This is a genomic window from Streptomyces sp. NPDC048650, assembly GCF_043199095.1.
Lineage (GTDB): Bacteria > Actinomycetota > Actinomycetes > Streptomycetales > Streptomycetaceae > Streptomyces.
In genome coordinates this window covers 261,593-276,654 of record NZ_JBICVM010000006.1, presented here as the reverse complement: position 1 = coordinate 276,654, position 15,062 = coordinate 261,593, and the positions used below count along the sequence as shown (strand labels likewise).

Here is a 15,062-nt window from a genome sequence, read left to right as displayed (position 1 = left end):
CTACTTCTTGGCCCTGACCCTGCCGGCCCATGTGAGGGTGCCGGTACCGGTCTTGCCGTTCTTCTTGATCTTGAACTTCAGGTGGTCCTGGAACTCCACGATGTCACCGTGCTCCACCGTCTTGAGCGTTCCGTGGAGGTGATAGTCCTTGGGCACATCGTGGGCCGAGTTCTTCGGCATGGGCTTGCCGTTCTTCCACCAGTGCACGCCGTCCTCGTGGACCTTGCTGGTGATGGTGGCCCGCACCTCCGGGGCGATTTTCCATCCCCAGTTCATGACGCTGTGCTTGCAGTTGAAGCGGGCGTCCAGCGTGCCGTGCTTGGAGCGCTCCTTCAGATCCTTGTCGCAGCGCAGCGTGGCGGGCTCCTTCTTCCCCGACACGGCCCCCCGATCGGCCTTGGCTCCAGAGGCGGGGGCCGACTGCGCCGCTTGGTCGGCGGCGAGCGCCTCGAACTGCTCTCGCTCCGCATGGGTCAACGTCACCGGAGAGCCGTCCGCGGCCGCATCCAGGGTGATGCGCAGGGTCGCCTTGCTGTTGCCCTTGACGGCGGTCGAGCTGAAGGTCTGCTGCCCCGTGCTGGTGGTGGGCGTGGCACCGGCGGCCTTTGCGGCCGGCCCGGTGAGTGCCGCGTGTGCCGCGCCGGTGGCGGACACCGTCAGCGCCAATGCCGCAGCGGTGACCGCCGCAGCGTTCTTCAGTGATGCATGTTTCAAGCTGTACTCCCCCTTTATGGGCTGCCGCGGGTCATGAGGAGCCCCGTGCTTCCGCTACGGCAGCGTGCAGAGTCAGTAAGTGATCAGCGGTGTTGCGACCTCGGTTGCGGAATTCCGCAGCAGCTGACGGAAGGCCCGCCGCCACCGGGTGCACGGGGCGGCGGGCCTGCCTGATTCAGGGGGTCACCGCGTCAGCGGGCGGCTCTTTACCAGTCGTTGCAGGGCCTCGGGTCCTCCATGCACGTGGGGACCACGGTCTTCGACCACTTGACGTAGCCGGTGGTGCCCTTCTTCAGCCCGCCGGCCTTGTGGGTCAGCTTGACCTTGTCCCAGTGCGTCTTCTTGTTGTGGACGAGGATCCTGACCTCGGTGCCGCTGGGCAGGGTGCCCTTCGGCTTGGAGGACTTCTTCGGGTTGTAGCGCAGCTTGTACTTGCCTTCGGTGTCCATCAGCTTGCCGTTCCACCAGTTCGAGGCGGATACGGACGAGACCGACTTCGTGGCCACCGGCGACACGGGGTGGTTGCTGTCGGCATGCGCCGTGCCGGCCAGGACGCCGAGTCCCAGCACGGCGGCGGCGGTGATGGTTGTAGCGGTACGTCGGATTTGCAAGGTGAATCCCCCATGTTGCACATTCCGGTCAACTTGCTGCCGCTTCAGCAGTAACTCCTGTGGCTTCCAGGACACTTCTGCCTCTTCGGCCGCCTTGCTCCCAGCTTGCCGAAGTGTTGCGGGAAGGTCCTTAGCGCTGAGTCCACAGCCTCGTTGGCACTGGGTTCACTCGTGGCAGTGGAGGGCCTGGTCCCGGTGTTCCTTGGGTGTGGCCCCGTAGGCGGAGCGGTAGGCGCGGGTGAAGTCGGCTGCGCGGGGGAATCCGCAGCGGGTGGCGATGGCGTGGATGGGGGTGGTGTGGAGCGCCGGGTCGGTGAGGTCGCGGTGCGCGGCTTCCAGGCGCCGGCGACGGATCCAGGCGGCGACCGTGGCCTCTTCGTCCCGGAACAGGCGGTGCAGGTAGCTGGTGGAGATGTGGTGGGCGGCGGCGACGGTGGCCGGGGTGAGTCGAGGATCGTGCAGGTGCTGCTGGATGAAGGACTGGATGCGCAGGGTGAGGGTCCGCTGACGGGTCTCCGGGGGGAGGGAGTCGGCGGCTTCGAGGGTGTGGGCGAACAGCGCGCCGACCAGATCGGCCACGACCGTTCCCAGCCTGGGACCGTCGCAGGGCTGGTACGGGGCCGTGTCGGCGGTCACTTGGGTGAGGAACTGCGCGAGCAGGGCGCCGATCCCATCCCGGGTCGACACCGGCCGCCCCGCGATCTGTTCGGCCATCTTGCGGGGCAACGGCAGCAGCGCCCGGGGAATTTCCACTCCCACCGTGGTGATCGGGTCCCCGACGGCGTGGACCTCGTACGGCATCGAGGAGGAGTTGATGTGCAGGTCGCACGGCTTGTACTCGGTTTCGCGGTGCCCCCACACGCCTCCCCCGGTCCCGTGGACGACGAGCGAGAGATGGTACGTCTCGGGATCGGACTGCCGGATCAGCTTCGGGCTGCGCCGAAAGGTGAGTGGCTGGAATTTGGCAGGCCACACAGAGACCGCGCCGAGGTCGAGCACGCGCTGGGTCGCCCGGAAGTCCTCGGCGTGCTCGCTGCGCAGCTCCATGGGAGCGTGAGTGCGGCCCAAGAGGTCGCTCCAGTAGTCGAACCGATCTCTTGCCGGCAGGTTCTCACTCCGGAACACCGTCTGATGCAACAACTGCTCTTCCCCCTTTTCTTGAGTTCTGATCAGCGCGCATGCCAGTCACCGATGAGAGGCCACCCCCGATGGGGCCCCTCCTCCCGTGCGGGCAAATCCTGTCAGTAGACCGGCACTTGCCCTGCCGGCAGGCCCGGCACGTGCCCTGCCAACACCAAACCCGCAAGGATACGACATGAGTTGCCGTACGCCACATCTGCCCCATCAACCGCACCGAATTCGGCCATGACGGTCAGAGGGACGCCACGCACCCCCAAGCCCCGGGCTAGTGGGCCGCCGCCACAAGAACGCCGGCCGCCGTACGGGCGTCCAGGGCCGCGGCCGGGTTGCCGGTCAGCGCTGCGGTGGTGATCGCGCCGTCGATCAGGAGCACCAACTGCCCGGCCAGCCGCGCGGGATCGTCGATCCGGAGGTCGCGCACGAGATCGGCCAGGTAGGCGTGGAGGGCCAGTTTGTGGTGGCGGGCGATCCGGGTGACGCCGTCCGAGGAGGCGCCCAGCTCGCCGAAGGAGTTGATGAAGGCGCAGCCGCGGAAGCCGGGGGCGGCGAACCAGGCGTGGAGCCAGTCGAAGAGGGCGGGCAGGCGGTCCTCGGGGGTGACGGCGCGCTCGGTGACGTAGGTGGCCAGATCCGCGCGCCAGCGGGTGTCGCGGCGTCCGAGGTAGGCGGCGACGAGGTCGTCCTTGGAGGGGAAGCAGCCGTAGAGGCGCTTGAGGGAGACGCCGGCCTCGGTGCGGAGTGCGTCCATGCCGACGGCCTGGACGCCGCGCTCGTAGAACAGCTTCTCGGCGGCGTCGAGTATCCGTGTGCGGGAGTCGTCCGCGCCTGCGGCCTGCTGCATGGTGGCTCCCGTCTGCCCTGCGGTTCCCCTGAGAACGTTCGTTCTCTAGACTAGCGGAGCGCGCGGAGAACGCACGTTCTCCACTGCGTCGGAAGCAGCTCGCCACGCAGCGGACAGCAGCGGCAGACAGCAGCGGCAGACAGAAGGAGTGCGCCATGGCGCCACGGCCCCCGTTCCCCCCGTTCGACGAAACGAGTGCGCGACAGAAGGTGCAGGCCGCGGAGGACGCATGGAACACCCGCGATCCCGAACGCGTCGCGCTCGCGTACACCGAGGACTCGGTCTGGCGGAATCGGGACACCTTCCTCACGGGCCGCGACGCCATCGTGGCCTTTCTGCGCGACAAGTGGGATCGGGAGCGGGACTACGCGCTGCGCAAGGAACTCTGGAGCTTCGGCGGCAATCGGATCGCCGTGCGGTTCCAGTACGAGTGCCGTGCCGCGGATGGGCAGTGGTGGCGCAGCTACGGGAACGAACTGTGGGAGTTCGCCGAGGACGGGCTGATGCGGCGGCGGGAGGCGAGCATCAACGACGTCGCGATCACGGAACCGCAGCGGCGGATCGTCGGAGCCCGGCCCGAGGGCGAACGGGACGGGTCCGCTGTGCTGCCGGTGCGCTGAGGATGCGCACGGGCCACGGTCAGCGCAGCCGGCGCAGGGTCTCGCCGAGGGTGGCCACGCCCTCGGCGATCGCCGCCGGGGAGATCGCGGCGTAGCCCAGGACGAGGCCCGGCGGGTGGGAGTTCTGGCTGTGCCAGGACAGGGGGTGGGTCTTGACTCCGGCGGCGAGGGCGGCGGCGGCGAGAGCCGTGTCGGCGAAGCCGCTCCCCGCGGCTCGGGCAAGGGTGACGGTCAGGTGCAGCCCCGCCGCCGCCCCGTGCACCACCGCGCCCGGCAGGTGGGTGCGGATCGACGCGATCATCGCGTCGCGGCGGCGGCGGTGACGGGTGCGCAGCAGCCGTAGCCGGCGCTCCAGTTCGCCCGATTCCATCAGGCGGGCCAGCACGTACTGCGGCAGTACGGCGTTCCCGAGGTCCGCGAAGCGCTTGGCGTCGACGAGGGCGTCCCGGTGGCGGGGCGGCGCGAGGAGCCATCCGACCCGCAGGGCGGGGGCGAGCAGTTTGGAGACGCTGCCCGCGTACCAGACGTGCTCGGCGAGCATGGCCCGCAGGGCGGGCACCGGTGGCCGGTCGTAACGGTGCTCGGCGTCGTAGTCGTCCTCGACGATCAGGCCGCCCTCACCCGCCCAGCGCAGCAGTTCGCGGCGTCGGCCGCCCCCGAGGACCACCCCGGTGGGGAACTGGTGCGCCGGGGTGAGCATGACGGCGGGCGCGCCGGTGGCCCGTAGCGCGTCCACGCGAATGCCCTGGTCGTCGACGGGTACCGGCGGGGTCCGGAGCCCCCAGTACCCCAGATGCTGCCGCACCCCCAGCGATCCGGGGTCCTCCACGGCCATCGCGGAGATGCCGTCGCGTTGCAGGACCTGGACGACCAGGCCGAGCGCCTGGGCGGTTCCGGCGACGATCAGCACCTCCGCCGGGTCCACCCTGATACCGCGGTTGCGGGCCAGCCAGTTGGCGACGGCGAGGCGCAGGGACGGTGTGCCTCGGGGGTCGCCGTACCCGAGGGCGGCCGCGGGGACGTCCCGCAGGACCGCGCGTTCGGCGCGCAGCCAGGCCGCGCGCGGGAACGCCGCGAGGTCGGGCACGCCCGGCGAGAGGTCGATCCGGGCCGGGGCGGTGCGCAGGGCGTCGAAAACGTCCGGGCCGGGCGGTCCCGTGAACGGCACGGGCGGGCCGGTGAAGGGTGCGGGCGGGCGCGTTGCGGCGGTGGGGACGGGAGCCGCCAGGGGTGCGGCGACGACGACCGTGCCGCCCCGGCCCCGCCCCGCCACCTGGCCGTCCTCGGTCAGCCGCCGGTATGCCTCGGTCACCACGCCCCGGGAGACCCGCAGGTCGGCGGCGAGTGCGCGGGAGGCGGGCAGTTTGCTGCCCACCGGGAGACGGCCGTCACCGATCGCCGTCCGCAGCTGCCGGGCCAGCCAGTCCGCGCGCCCGCCCACGGGGGCGGCGTCGATGCTCAGCTGGAGGAAGTCGGCCCCGAGGGCGGCGGGGGCGGGAGAGGCGAGGGGGCCTCCACCGGCTTCCTCCGTACCGCTGGGCGGGGAGGTTACGGTCCGGTCGGCAGGGTTGTCTTTGGACCTGGGCACCGGGCCATTGTGGCGAGCACGCTGACGTCATGCACAGCGAAGACGAGTCGACGGCCCTCGCCGGGCGCACGACCGGCACGGCTCCCACGACCGGCACGACCCGAACGCCCCGAACGCCCCGAACGCCCCGAACGGATACCGCCCGTACAACCGGGGCCGGCCCTGAGTACGTCCACGGATACTCCCCGCAGGAGGCCCAGCGGCTCGGCGATCAGGCCGACACCCTCGCCGCCCTCCTCCACTCCGGTACCTCCTACCCCGCCGGCAGCCGCGTCCTGGAGGCCGGCTGCGGGGTTGGCGCGCAGACCGTGCATCTGATCGAGAACAGCCCGGGGGCACGGATCGTGGCCGTCGACCGGTCCGCCGCCTCGCTCGCCCAGGCGCGCGCCCATGTGGCGGCCGCACGGCCCCCGGGAGCTCCGGCGGCGGTCGCCTGGCAGCAGGCCGACGTGTACGAACTACCCTTCCAGGACGCGTCGTTCGACGCCGTCTTCCTGTGCTTCGTGCTGGAGCATCTGGCGGACCCGGTGCGGGCACTGGGTGAGCTGCGGCGCGTACTGCGGCCCGGCGGCAGTCTCACCGTGATCGAGGGGGATCACGGATCGGCGCTCTTCCACCCGTTCAGCCACGGCGCGCACACCCTCGTCGCGCACCTGATCCGGCTCCAGGCGGACGCCGGCGGGAACGCCCTGATCGGCCGGGAGCTGCAACCCCTGCTCACCAGCGCCGGCTTCCGCGACGCGGTGGTCCGGCCCCGCACCGTCTACGTGGACGGGACCCGGCCCGCGCTGGTCGAGGGGTTCACCCGGCGGACCTTCATCGCCATGGTGGAGGCCGTACGGGAGGATGCGCTGCGTGCCGGGCTCACCACCGCCGCCGACTGGGACCGGGGCATGGCCGGGCTCCGACGCGCCGCGGCGGACGACGGCAGCTTCCACTACACGTTCTTCAAGGCCGTCGCCGTCAGGGCGGGCGCGACCAGCCCCGGCAGCCTGCGGGTCGTCTCCGCGTCCGCCGGCATGCACGCGAACAGCTTGACGCCGGGCGCGTCCAGCGCCGCCAGCTTCACATAGTCGAAGGTGAGCGTCCCGACGACGGGGTGCACGAAGTCCCGGCGGCTGCTGCCGAAGTCGGCGAGGTCGTGCTCCTGCCACCAGGTGCGGAAGTCGGGGCTCAGCCGGCACAGTTCGCCCGTGATCCGTTCGAAGCGCGGGTCCCCGAACTGCCCGTGGGTGTCGGCCCGGAACTGGGCGACCAGATTCCGGGCCTGTCCGCGCCAGTCGCCGAGCAGGGTGCGCAGGGCCGGGTCCGTGAACACCAGCCAGAGCAGGTTGCGTTCGGCGGGCTCCAGCTGCCCCGGGTCGCCGATCAGCCCGGCCTCGGCGCGGTTCCAGCCGACCAGGTCCCAGTTGGCGTCGAGGAGGTAGGCGGGGTGCGGTTCGAGGGCGTCGACCAGGCGTTGCAGGGCGGGGCCCGGCCCGCGGCCCGGCGGCTGGTCGGGGGGCCGCTCGCCGGCCAGGACGAACAGATGGCGGCGCTCGACCGAGCTGAGCAGCAGGGCGCGCGCCAGGCTGCCGAGGACCTGGCGGCTCACGGTGATGTCGCGCGCCTGCTCCAGCCACGTGTACCAGGTGACGCTCACCCCGGAGAGCTGCGCGACCTCTTCGCGGCGCAGACCCGGCGTACGCCTGCGGGGGCCCGCGGGGATGCCCACGTCGTCCGGGGTGGTCCGCTCCCGGCGCGACCGCAGGAATTCCGCCAGGCGGCGCCGTCGCTCCAGGTCGGCCATCGCACTCGATTGACGTAGGGGGTAGCTGGCACACCAGCATAAGCGGTCTCTGTATCTCTGTTCGGGCCTCCACAACGCTGACGACATGATCCGAACCACGCCCTCGAACGGGCGCTCGCGGCAGGCCGCGGGGCAGCACACCACCACGCCGCACGCACCGGCCCCACCCGCCACCGCCTCTCCGGCGTCCCCGTGGCGGGCCCTGGCCGTCGTGCTGGTCGGTGCCTTCATGGCGGTCCTCGACACCTTCATCGTGCTCGTCGCCGCACCCGCCATCCAGGCCGATCTGCATGCCTCCGCCGCCGACATCCAACTCGTCCTGGCCGGCTATCAACTCACCTACGCCATCGCCCTGATCACCGGCGCCCGGCTCGGTGACCGCTACGGCCGCAGGCGGCTCTTCCTGACGGGTACGGTCCTGTTCGCGCTGGCCTCCGTGGGCTGCGCCGTCGCCCCCGACCCCGGCAGCCTGATCGCCGCTCGGCTGGCGCAGGGGCTGACCGCGGCCATGATGTTCCCGCAGGTCTTCGCGATGATCCAGGTGCTGATCCCGGCGCCGCAGCGACCGAAGGCGTTCGGTGCGCTCGGTGCGGTGATCGGCATGGCCGCCGTGGCCGGCCAGCTGCTGGGCGGCCTGCTGATCTCCACCGGCTTCGCCCCAGGTTTCTCCACCGGGTCCTCCGCCGGCCCCCTGGGTGCCGCCTGGCGGTCGGTCTTCTGGATCAACGTCCCGATAGGACTGGTCACTTCGGTCCTCGTCCTGTTGTGGGTGCCCGAGTCGCGCGCGCCGAAGGCCCGGCGTACGGACGTGCCGGGCGCCCTCGTGCTGACCGCGGCGCTCTTCCTCCTGGTCGTGCCGGTGGTCGAGGGGCGGGCGTACGGCTGGCCGTGGTGGACCGGGTGCAGTCTGGCCGCCAGCGTGCTCGCGTTCACCGCATTCGTCCTGGTGGAGCGGCGGGTGGCCGCTTCGGGCGGGGCTCCGCTCGTCCGCCCGGGGCTGTTTCGCACGCGCCCCTTCGCGGTCGGCACGGCCCTGGTGGTGACCGCGTACGCCGGCATCAACTCCTTCTTCCTGGTCCTCTCGCTCACCCTGCAGGACGGGCTGGGGGCGGACGCGCTCGGCGCCGGTCTGGTCTACACGCCGTTCGCCGTCACGTTCTTCGTGGCCAGCGTCGTCGCCGGACGGCTGACCCGTCCCCGGGATCTCCACTCCGTTCGAGCGGGGGAGACGCCCATCGGGCGCCGGGTGCTCCAGGGCGGGGCGCTCGTCGCCGGCCTGGGGTACGCGGCCACCATCACGGTGGTCGCCGTCGCGGGCCGGGGGCTGACGCCGTGGGCGCTGGCGGCGCCCCTGGTCCTGGTCGGCGCGGGCAACGGACTGCTGGTCACCCCGTTGCTGAACGCCGTGCTCGGCAACGTCGGCCCGCAGGACGTGGGCACCGCGTCCGGCGTGCTCGCCACCTGCCAGCAGGTGGGCGGCGCGGTCGGCGTCGCCGTCATCGGCATCCTCTATTACGGCGCCCTGGGCGGCGCCGCGCACCAGGACACCGGGGCCTACGGCCATGCCCTGGCCACGGCCGCCCTCTTCAACCTGGCCCTGACGGCCGCGCTGACCGCCCTGCTGCCGCTGTTGCCCGACACCACCGCCACCGCACGCCCCGATGCGCCCGCCCGGCGAGCCAACACCTCCGCGGAATCGGGAACTTGAGGGACGGTCGGCGAAAAACCCTTGGCATCCGACGGCCGCTGACATAACTTGGAACGAACGTTCCAGGAATTGCACGCCCCGGGGCCCTCCCGGGGCGTTCCTGGTCTCCACCCGCGCGGGAGCCGCCATGCCACCGGACTTCAAGCACTTCAACCCCGACGTCGTCCTCGACGACGCCGTCCGCGTCTTCTGGCGCCAGGGCATGCCCGCCACCGGAATCCAGGCCCTGGTGACCGCGACGGGCGTCAGCCGCTCCAGCCTCTACGCCACCTTCGGCAACAAAGACGGCCTCTACGCCGCCGCCCTCGACCGCTACATCGCCCAGCACTCGACGCCCGCGTTCGCCGCACTCGCCGCCGACCCCACGGGCCTGACCGCGATCGAGACGTTCTTCGCGGGGCTGATCGACGTGCGCTGCGCCGGCCCGGTCGCCGGCTGGGGCTGCCTCGTCACCAACGCCCACGCCGGGCCCGAGAGCACCGACCCCGACATACGCGAACTGCTCGACGCGCACCACCGGTCCCTCGAAGCGGCCCTGCGCTCCGCGCTGGACTCGGCCGCCGGTCTCGGACAGCTCCACCCGTCCGTCGCCCGGGACTCCGCGGCGGCCGTGCTCGCGACGCTGGCGTACGGCGTCAATCTGCGCTCGCGCGCGGGCGCCGCGGCCGACACGCTGCGGGAGGCCGTGGCCGGCGCCCTGGCCCCGCTGCGCGCCCACCCCTCATCCACACCCCAGGGGGTACCGCCGCAATGAGCCTCAAGGACGAACTGACCGCCTTCCTCCGCGCCGGCCATCACGATCTCCCGCCCGCCGCACGCGAGGTCATCGAGCGCACCGACCGCGAACTCGCCGCTTCCGGCCAGGCGGACCGCGCCCTGGGACCCGGCGCACGGGCACCCCGTTTCACCCTGCCCGCCGCGGACGGCACGACGGTGGCACTGGAGACGCTGCTGGCCGACGGCCCGGTCGTGCTCACCTTCTACCGCGGCGCCTGGTGCCCGTTCTGCAATCTGGCCCTGCGCGCCCTTCAACAGCGCCACGACGAGATCACCGCCCGCGGCGCCCGGCTGGTGGCCGTATCGCCGCAGATCCCCGACGAGTCCCTCTCCGTCGCCGAGAAGCACGACCTCACCTTCCCGGTCCTCAGCGACCTCGGCTCGGACACCGCCAAGCAGTACGGCCTCAGCTTCGATCTGACCCCCGAACTGGCCGCCGTCTACGACTCCCTGGGCTTCGACCTCCAGCGCGTCAACGGCGGCCACCCGCACACGCTTCCCGTCCCCGCCACCTACGTCATCGACCGCGACGCCACCATCCGCTGGGCCTTCGTCGACACCGACTACAAGGCCCGTGCCGAACCCTCCGACATCCTGGCCGCCCTCGACGAACCGACCTGACCGAACGACCCGATCGGGAGGCCGCTCGGGCGCCCCGGACCCGGCCCGCGCACGGCCGGCACCCCGCAGACGCCGGCGTGGAAAGGCGGCTGCTGCTCGGCGCGCCCCGAGGATAGGCCGCCGCGCGACGGAGCGCTAAGGTCGGATTTCCAGGAACGTAACGGGGAAGGCAGCCGCCGATGGCGCAGGACGAGGCCGTGATCGGCTGTACGGGGGTGCTGTTGATCGGCACCCGTGGGTCCGCCGGACCCGGTGAGGTTCTGGTGTCGGTCAGAGGTGGCTCCGAGGCCTTTGTCGCCTGGTCGGCCGAGCCTCTTGCGGTGGGCGCGACGGTACTCGTGGTCGAGTCCCGCGGCGCGCGCCAGGTCGACGTCATTGAATGGGCTGATCCGTTGGAGGCGTTGTCCGGCGATCCCGGCGACGCCGGTTGAGGAGACGAAGGATGTTCGGTTACCGCGTTCCGGCCCCCGATCAAGCAATGCTGATCTCGGGAGGCAAGCGTGGTCAGGGGGGCGCGCCATTCCGAGTGGTGACCGGTCACGGCAAGTTCGTGCTGCCGGTGTTCCGCAAGGTCCGCTTCCTGACACTGGCCATGTGCGAGTCGGAGGTCGACGAAACCTGCGTCACCCGGCAGGGCATCGCGCTCACCGTCCGTGCCGTGATCGCGTTCAAGGTCGGCAACGACACCGAGAGCGTGGTCAACGCCGGCCAGCGCTTCCTCTCCGACCAGGACCAGATGTCGGTGCTGACCGGCCGGATCTTCGCCGGTCATCTGCGGTCCATCATCGGTTCCATGACGGTCGAGGAGATCGTCACGGAACGCCAGAAGCTGGCCACCGAGGTCCTGGAGACCTCCAAGACGGAGATGGCGAAGATCGGCCTGACCGTCGACTCGCTGCAGATCCAGTCGATCGACGACGGAGAGACCGGCTACATCGAGGCGATGTCGGCCCCGCACAAGGCCGCCATCCAGCGGCAGGCGCAGATCTCCCAGGCCCAGGCCACCCAGGCGTCGGTCGAGGCCCAGCAGGAGGCGGCGCGTAATCAGGCCGAGTACTCGCGGCGGACGGCCATCGTCCAGGCCGAGTACAACGCCGAGGTCGACCGCGCCCAGGCCCAGGCCGCCCAGGCCGGTCCGCTGGCCCAGGCGCACGCACAGCAGGAGGTGCTGGCGGCCCAGACGGAGCTCGCCGAGCGCGCCGCCAAGCTGCGCCAGCAGGAGCTGGTCGCCGAGGTCGTCAAGCCCGCCGAGGCAGAGGCCGAACGCATCCGGCTGCTGGCGCTGGCCGAGGCCGAGCGGATGAAGATCCAGGCCGAGGCCGCCGCCTCCTTCGACCGCGTGGCGCTGGACCGGATGGTCATCGACCAGCTCCCGCAGATCGTCAAGGAGGCATCGGCCGGCCTGCAGGGCGCCAACGTCAACGTCCTCAACGGCGCCGACGGCCTCGGCGAGATCGCCGCCGGCCTGGTCGGCCAGGGTCTGACGATCCTCGACTCGGTGCGCCGCAACCTCGGTGCCACCGACGCGCCGGAGAAGGGCGCGGACAAGAACGGCAACACCGGCCAGGGCGGCGACCAGGGCCACAGCGGCCGCATCGAAATCCAGTAGCCGCGCGCGGGCCGGGGCCTCGCCCCGGCCCGGGATGGTGACGACAGCCCCTACACCCCCCGTCCCCGCTGCCGGTCCTCCTGTGCGTGGCGGCGGCGGGCGTGGGCCACCAGATGGTTGAGGACGTCGACGGTCGTGGCGACATCCGCATCGTCGAATCCGGCCAGCGCGTCGTGGAGGCCCGCCTGGCTGGTGCGCTGGAGGCTCTTCAGGACGGCCCTGCCGTGCGGCGTGATCGCTACTTTGCGGGCCCGGCGGTCGAGCGTGTCCGCGGTGCGTTCGACCAGGTCCTGGGACTCCAACTGGCCGATCTGACGCGTGACATGGGGCGGTTCGACCATCAGCAGGGCGGCCAGATCGCCGACCCGGCTGACGCCGCCGCTGTCCTCCAGGGCCATCAGCAGCCACAGGTCGGAGCGGGCCACCGTGACACCCGCCTGGTTCGCCTGGCGCTCGTGCGCCCGGGAGCGGGTCAGCAGATACGACAGCGTGGCCAGCACCCGTTGCAGCGCGGCAGTGGGGTCCTGCTGACGAGCCTGGTCACGGCCCTCGTCACGAGCCTGGTCACGGGCCTGATCGCAGTCCCTGTCGCAGTCCCGATCATGCGCCTGACAGGTGGCCTGGTCTCTTGCGGGGTCCGGCATGGGGTGACTGTAGCCGGACGGGCGCACGCGGGCCTCGCCGTGGCCGCCCGCCGATGGTCCCGCAGTGGAGCGGCGCGCCGGCGTTCCGTGCCGCACAACGGCCCCTTTGAGCCAACCTCGTACGGCCCGCGATCACCCCTTCCCCGCCGACCGGACCCGGGGTTACCGTGAGGTACTCAGTTACTTAACTTCGGTAATTAAGCGAGTGTCACCTGCACCCCCGTGGCGGCAACGCCGCGTTCCGATCGTGGAAGGACAGCCGGATGACCACCGCCCAACGCCCCCAGGAAACTCCCGCCGCGCGCCCGGACCGCCTCGCCGTCCCGGCCGCGCGGGCCGCCGGCTGCCCCTTCGACCCACCGCCGGGCGTCGAGCGCGCCCGTACGGAAGCGCCCGTCACCCGGGCCACCCTGTGGGACGGCTCCTCCTGCTGGCTGGTGACCCGGTACGAGGACGTCCGGGCGGTCCTCGGCGACCCGCGGTTCAGCGCCGACGCGACCCGTCCCGGATTCCCCTTCCTCGCCGCGGGCAGCCGGGAAGTGGTCACCAGGAACCCGACCTTCATCCGCAAGGACGACCCCGAGCACGCCCGGCTGCGCCGGATGCTCACCGCCGACTTCATGGTCAAGAAGATGGAGGGCATGCGCCCGGGGGTGCAGCGCATCGCCGACGAGCTGCTGGACCGGATGACCGACGGCCGGAACTCGGCCGATCTGGTCGCCGAGTTCGCACTGCCGCTGCCGTCCCTGGTGATCTGCCTGCTGCTCGGCGTGCCCTACGAGGAGCACGAGTTCTTCCAGAAGCGCAGCAGCGTCCTGCTCGACCTGCGGTCCGCCCCCGACGACGTGCGCACCGCCCTGGACGAGCTGCAGGAGTACCTGACCGGACTCGCCGAATCCAAGCGGCGCGAGCCGGACGACGCCATCATCAGCCGGCTGGTCGCCCGCGGCGAGCTCGACTCCGCCGAAATCGCCTCCATGGGACGGCTGTTGCTGGTCGCCGGGCACGAGACGACCGCCAACATGACGGCCCTCTCCACGCTGGCGCTGCTGCGCAACCCCGAGCAGCTGGCCCGGCTGCGCGCGGAGCCGGCGCTGGTCAAGGGCGCGGTGGAGGAGCTGCTGCGCTATCTGACCATCGTGCACAACGGCCTGCCGCGGGTCGCCGCCGAGGACGTCACCGTCGGCGGGGTGACCGTCCGCGCCGGTGAGGGCGTGCTCTGCGTCCTGAACGCCGCCAACCGCGACGAGGAGACCTTCCCCGCGGGCGACGCCCTCGACGTCGGCCGCGACGCCCGCCGGCACGTCGCCTTCGGCTTCGGCGTGCACCAGTGCCTGGGCCAGCCGCTGGCCCGCATCGAGCTGCAGATCGCGGTCGAGACGCTGCTGCGCCGACTGCCGGACCTGCGGTTGGACACCTCCTTCGAGGACATCCCCTTCCGCCACGACATGGGGATCTACGGGGTCCACGCGCTGCCGGTCACCTGGTAGCCCGCGCCCGGGTCCGCCCCCACCACCGCACCCGCCCGAACACCGTTCCTTCCGCACCACTTGGGAGAACCATGCGCATCCACGCCGACCAGGAGAAGTGCTGTGGCGCCGGCAGCTGCGTGCTGGCCGCGCCGGACGTCTTCGACCAGCGCGACGACGACGGCATCGTCGTCGTCCTCGACGCCGAGCCGCCGGCCGGGCTGCACGACGCGGTCCGCGAGGCCGCGGCCATCTGCCCCGCCGCCGCGATCTCGATGACCGACTGAGCCCCGCGCCCGTCGCGCCGGCCCCGCATCAGGTGCGGGGCCGGCGCACCTCGCCCTACGGGCGCGGCATGAGCCTCGCCCTACGGCTGCGGCACGAGCCCGTCGGCGACCAGGCCGGACAGCACCGCCTCGCTCAGCGTCTGCACCGCGGACAGCGGCCGCACCATCACCGTGAACTCCTTGATCCGCCCCGCCTCGTCGAACTGCAGCAGATCGATCCCGTGGATCTCCTTGCCGTTCACCGTGGCCCGGAAGATCAGGATCGCCGACTCGGCGGAGCCGCCCGCCACCCCGGCCGCCGTCTGCGCGGAACCGGCCAGCTCGCCCACGTACCGGAAGTCCTCGAAGGTCCGCAGCAGCACCCCGAACAGGCCGAGCACCATCGCCCGCCCCTCGAAGGGCTTGAACTTCACCGGGCTGTAGAAGCGGACATCCTCGGTGAACAGTTCCTCCAGCGCGTCGGTCCGGCGCTCCTCCACCGCCGCCCGGAAGCGATCCGCCGCGGAAGCCTCGGTGGTCGCAGCGGTCACCGTCGTCGCACTGGTCTCAGTCGTCGCCATGTCTTCTCCTCGTCCGTGCTGGTCGTTCCGTGCCGGTCGGTCCCGTGCCGGTCGTCACCTGTCATCCCTACTCACGATTATGAT

The 15,062-nt window shown here is 71.6% G+C and carries 16 protein-coding genes and 1 pseudogene; 9 read left to right on the top strand and 8 right to left on the bottom strand.

Annotated features, from left to right (window positions below; genetic code table 11):
* From ACGFML_RS19240 to ACGFML_RS19225, 4 genes are all read right to left on the bottom strand, one after another.
* The gene (locus ACGFML_RS19240) at window positions 1-714 is read right to left on the bottom strand and encodes a hypothetical protein (RefSeq protein WP_393545151.1); all 714 of its coding nucleotides are present in this window, start codon (window positions 712-714) and stop codon (window positions 1-3) included.
* 206 nt (window positions 715-920) lie between these two features.
* Complete coding sequence (locus ACGFML_RS19235; protein WP_393545149.1) at window positions 921-1,325, bottom strand: hypothetical protein; 405 nt, start codon at window positions 1,323-1,325, stop codon at window positions 921-923.
* 165 nt (window positions 1,326-1,490) lie between these two features.
* Window positions 1,491-2,450, bottom strand: coding sequence for a helix-turn-helix domain-containing protein (locus ACGFML_RS19230; RefSeq protein ID WP_393545147.1), 960 nt, complete (start codon window positions 2,448-2,450; stop codon window positions 1,491-1,493).
* Between the two features lie 280 nt (window positions 2,451-2,730).
* Complete coding sequence (locus tag ACGFML_RS19225) at window positions 2,731-3,306, bottom strand: TetR/AcrR family transcriptional regulator (RefSeq protein ID WP_393545145.1); 576 nt, start codon at window positions 3,304-3,306, stop codon at window positions 2,731-2,733.
* 155 nt (window positions 3,307-3,461) lie between these two features.
* Between ACGFML_RS19225 and ACGFML_RS19220 the strand changes: the two genes are divergently transcribed.
* Window positions 3,462-3,926 (top strand): nuclear transport factor 2 family protein, encoded by a 465-nt coding sequence (locus tag ACGFML_RS19220; protein WP_393545143.1) that lies wholly within the window; start codon window positions 3,462-3,464, stop codon window positions 3,924-3,926.
* Between the two features lie 19 nt (window positions 3,927-3,945).
* Here ACGFML_RS19220 and ACGFML_RS19215 read toward each other — a convergent pair whose 3' ends face one another.
* Window positions 3,946-5,514 (bottom strand): PLP-dependent aminotransferase family protein, encoded by a 1,569-nt coding sequence (locus tag ACGFML_RS19215; RefSeq protein ID WP_393545141.1) that lies wholly within the window; start codon window positions 5,512-5,514, stop codon window positions 3,946-3,948.
* Between the two features lie 29 nt (window positions 5,515-5,543).
* On the opposite strand from ACGFML_RS19215, the gene ACGFML_RS19210 reads away from it, so the two are divergent.
* Window positions 5,544-6,587 (top strand): methyltransferase domain-containing protein, encoded by a 1,044-nt coding sequence (locus ACGFML_RS19210; protein ID WP_393545139.1) that lies wholly within the window; start codon window positions 5,544-5,546, stop codon window positions 6,585-6,587.
* On the opposite strand, the pseudogene ACGFML_RS19205 reads toward ACGFML_RS19210, so the two are convergent.
* A pseudogene (locus ACGFML_RS19205) lies at window positions 6,563-7,303 on the bottom strand (helix-turn-helix transcriptional regulator); the annotation flags it as partial. The gene ACGFML_RS19210 and the pseudogene ACGFML_RS19205 overlap by 25 nt on opposite strands.
* 85 nt (window positions 7,304-7,388) lie before the next feature.
* Between ACGFML_RS19205 and ACGFML_RS19200 the strand changes: the two are divergent.
* The 5 genes from ACGFML_RS19200 (at window position 7,389) to ACGFML_RS19180 (ending at window position 12,018) form a co-directional block, all read left to right on the top strand.
* Complete coding sequence (locus tag ACGFML_RS19200) at window positions 7,389-9,011, top strand: MFS transporter (protein ID WP_393545138.1); 1,623 nt, start codon at window positions 7,389-7,391, stop codon at window positions 9,009-9,011.
* Window positions 9,012-9,138: 127 nt separating this feature from the next.
* Window positions 9,139-9,765: a TetR/AcrR family transcriptional regulator gene (locus ACGFML_RS19195; protein WP_393545136.1), complete on the top strand. Its 627-nt coding sequence runs from the start codon at window positions 9,139-9,141 to the stop codon at window positions 9,763-9,765.
* Complete coding sequence (locus ACGFML_RS19190; RefSeq protein WP_393545134.1) at window positions 9,762-10,409, top strand: peroxiredoxin-like family protein; 648 nt, start codon at window positions 9,762-9,764, stop codon at window positions 10,407-10,409. The genes ACGFML_RS19195 and ACGFML_RS19190 overlap by 4 nt, the downstream gene beginning before the upstream one ends.
* A 179-nt stretch (window positions 10,410-10,588) precedes the next feature.
* Window positions 10,589-10,840 (top strand): hypothetical protein, encoded by a 252-nt coding sequence (locus tag ACGFML_RS19185; RefSeq protein ID WP_393545132.1) that lies wholly within the window; start codon window positions 10,589-10,591, stop codon window positions 10,838-10,840.
* Between the two features lie 11 nt (window positions 10,841-10,851).
* Complete coding sequence (locus tag ACGFML_RS19180) at window positions 10,852-12,018, top strand: flotillin family protein (protein WP_393545130.1); 1,167 nt, start codon at window positions 10,852-10,854, stop codon at window positions 12,016-12,018.
* Window positions 12,019-12,068: 50 nt separating this feature from the next.
* Here the strand turns inward: ACGFML_RS19180 and ACGFML_RS19175 are convergent, their stop codons facing one another.
* Window positions 12,069-12,662, bottom strand: coding sequence for a MarR family winged helix-turn-helix transcriptional regulator (locus ACGFML_RS19175; RefSeq protein WP_393545128.1), 594 nt, complete (start codon window positions 12,660-12,662; stop codon window positions 12,069-12,071).
* A gap of 263 nt (window positions 12,663-12,925) precedes the next feature.
* Between ACGFML_RS19175 and ACGFML_RS19170 the strand changes: the two genes are divergently transcribed.
* Complete coding sequence (locus ACGFML_RS19170) at window positions 12,926-14,152, top strand: cytochrome P450 (RefSeq protein WP_393545126.1); 1,227 nt, start codon at window positions 12,926-12,928, stop codon at window positions 14,150-14,152.
* A gap of 71 nt (window positions 14,153-14,223) precedes the next feature.
* Window positions 14,224-14,418: a ferredoxin gene (locus ACGFML_RS19165; protein WP_393545124.1), complete on the top strand. Its 195-nt coding sequence runs from the start codon at window positions 14,224-14,226 to the stop codon at window positions 14,416-14,418.
* Between the two features lie 80 nt (window positions 14,419-14,498).
* Here ACGFML_RS19165 and ACGFML_RS19160 read toward each other — a convergent pair whose 3' ends face one another.
* Window positions 14,499-14,978, bottom strand: a complete 480-nt coding sequence (locus ACGFML_RS19160) for a nuclear transport factor 2 family protein (RefSeq protein ID WP_393545122.1) — start codon at window positions 14,976-14,978, stop codon at window positions 14,499-14,501.
* Between the last annotated feature and the right edge of the window lie 84 nt (window positions 14,979-15,062).

Excerpts from the sequence above, each read along its gene's own strand:
- ACGFML_RS19225 (WP_393545145.1), bottom strand. The coding sequence starts at position 3,306 with ATGCAGCAGGCCGCAGGCGCGGACGACTCCCGCACACGGATACTCGAC.
- ACGFML_RS19220 (WP_393545143.1), top strand. The coding sequence starts at position 3,462 with ATGGCGCCACGGCCCCCGTTCCCCCCGTTCGACGAAACGAGTGCGCGA.
- ACGFML_RS19210 (WP_393545139.1), top strand. The coding sequence starts at position 5,544 with ATGCACAGCGAAGACGAGTCGACGGCCCTCGCCGGGCGCACGACCGGC.
- ACGFML_RS19200 (WP_393545138.1), top strand. The coding sequence starts at position 7,389 with ATGATCCGAACCACGCCCTCGAACGGGCGCTCGCGGCAGGCCGCGGGG.
- ACGFML_RS19195 (WP_393545136.1), top strand. The coding sequence starts at position 9,139 with ATGCCACCGGACTTCAAGCACTTCAACCCCGACGTCGTCCTCGACGAC.
- ACGFML_RS19190 (WP_393545134.1), top strand. The coding sequence starts at position 9,762 with ATGAGCCTCAAGGACGAACTGACCGCCTTCCTCCGCGCCGGCCATCAC.
- ACGFML_RS19185 (WP_393545132.1), top strand. The coding sequence starts at position 10,589 with ATGGCGCAGGACGAGGCCGTGATCGGCTGTACGGGGGTGCTGTTGATC.
- ACGFML_RS19180 (WP_393545130.1), top strand. The coding sequence starts at position 10,852 with ATGTTCGGTTACCGCGTTCCGGCCCCCGATCAAGCAATGCTGATCTCG.
- ACGFML_RS19175 (WP_393545128.1), bottom strand. The coding sequence starts at position 12,662 with ATGCCGGACCCCGCAAGAGACCAGGCCACCTGTCAGGCGCATGATCGG.
- ACGFML_RS19170 (WP_393545126.1), top strand. The coding sequence starts at position 12,926 with ATGACCACCGCCCAACGCCCCCAGGAAACTCCCGCCGCGCGCCCGGAC.
- ACGFML_RS19165 (WP_393545124.1), top strand. The coding sequence starts at position 14,224 with ATGCGCATCCACGCCGACCAGGAGAAGTGCTGTGGCGCCGGCAGCTGC.
- ACGFML_RS19160 (WP_393545122.1), bottom strand. The coding sequence starts at position 14,978 with ATGGCGACGACTGAGACCAGTGCGACGACGGTGACCGCTGCGACCACC.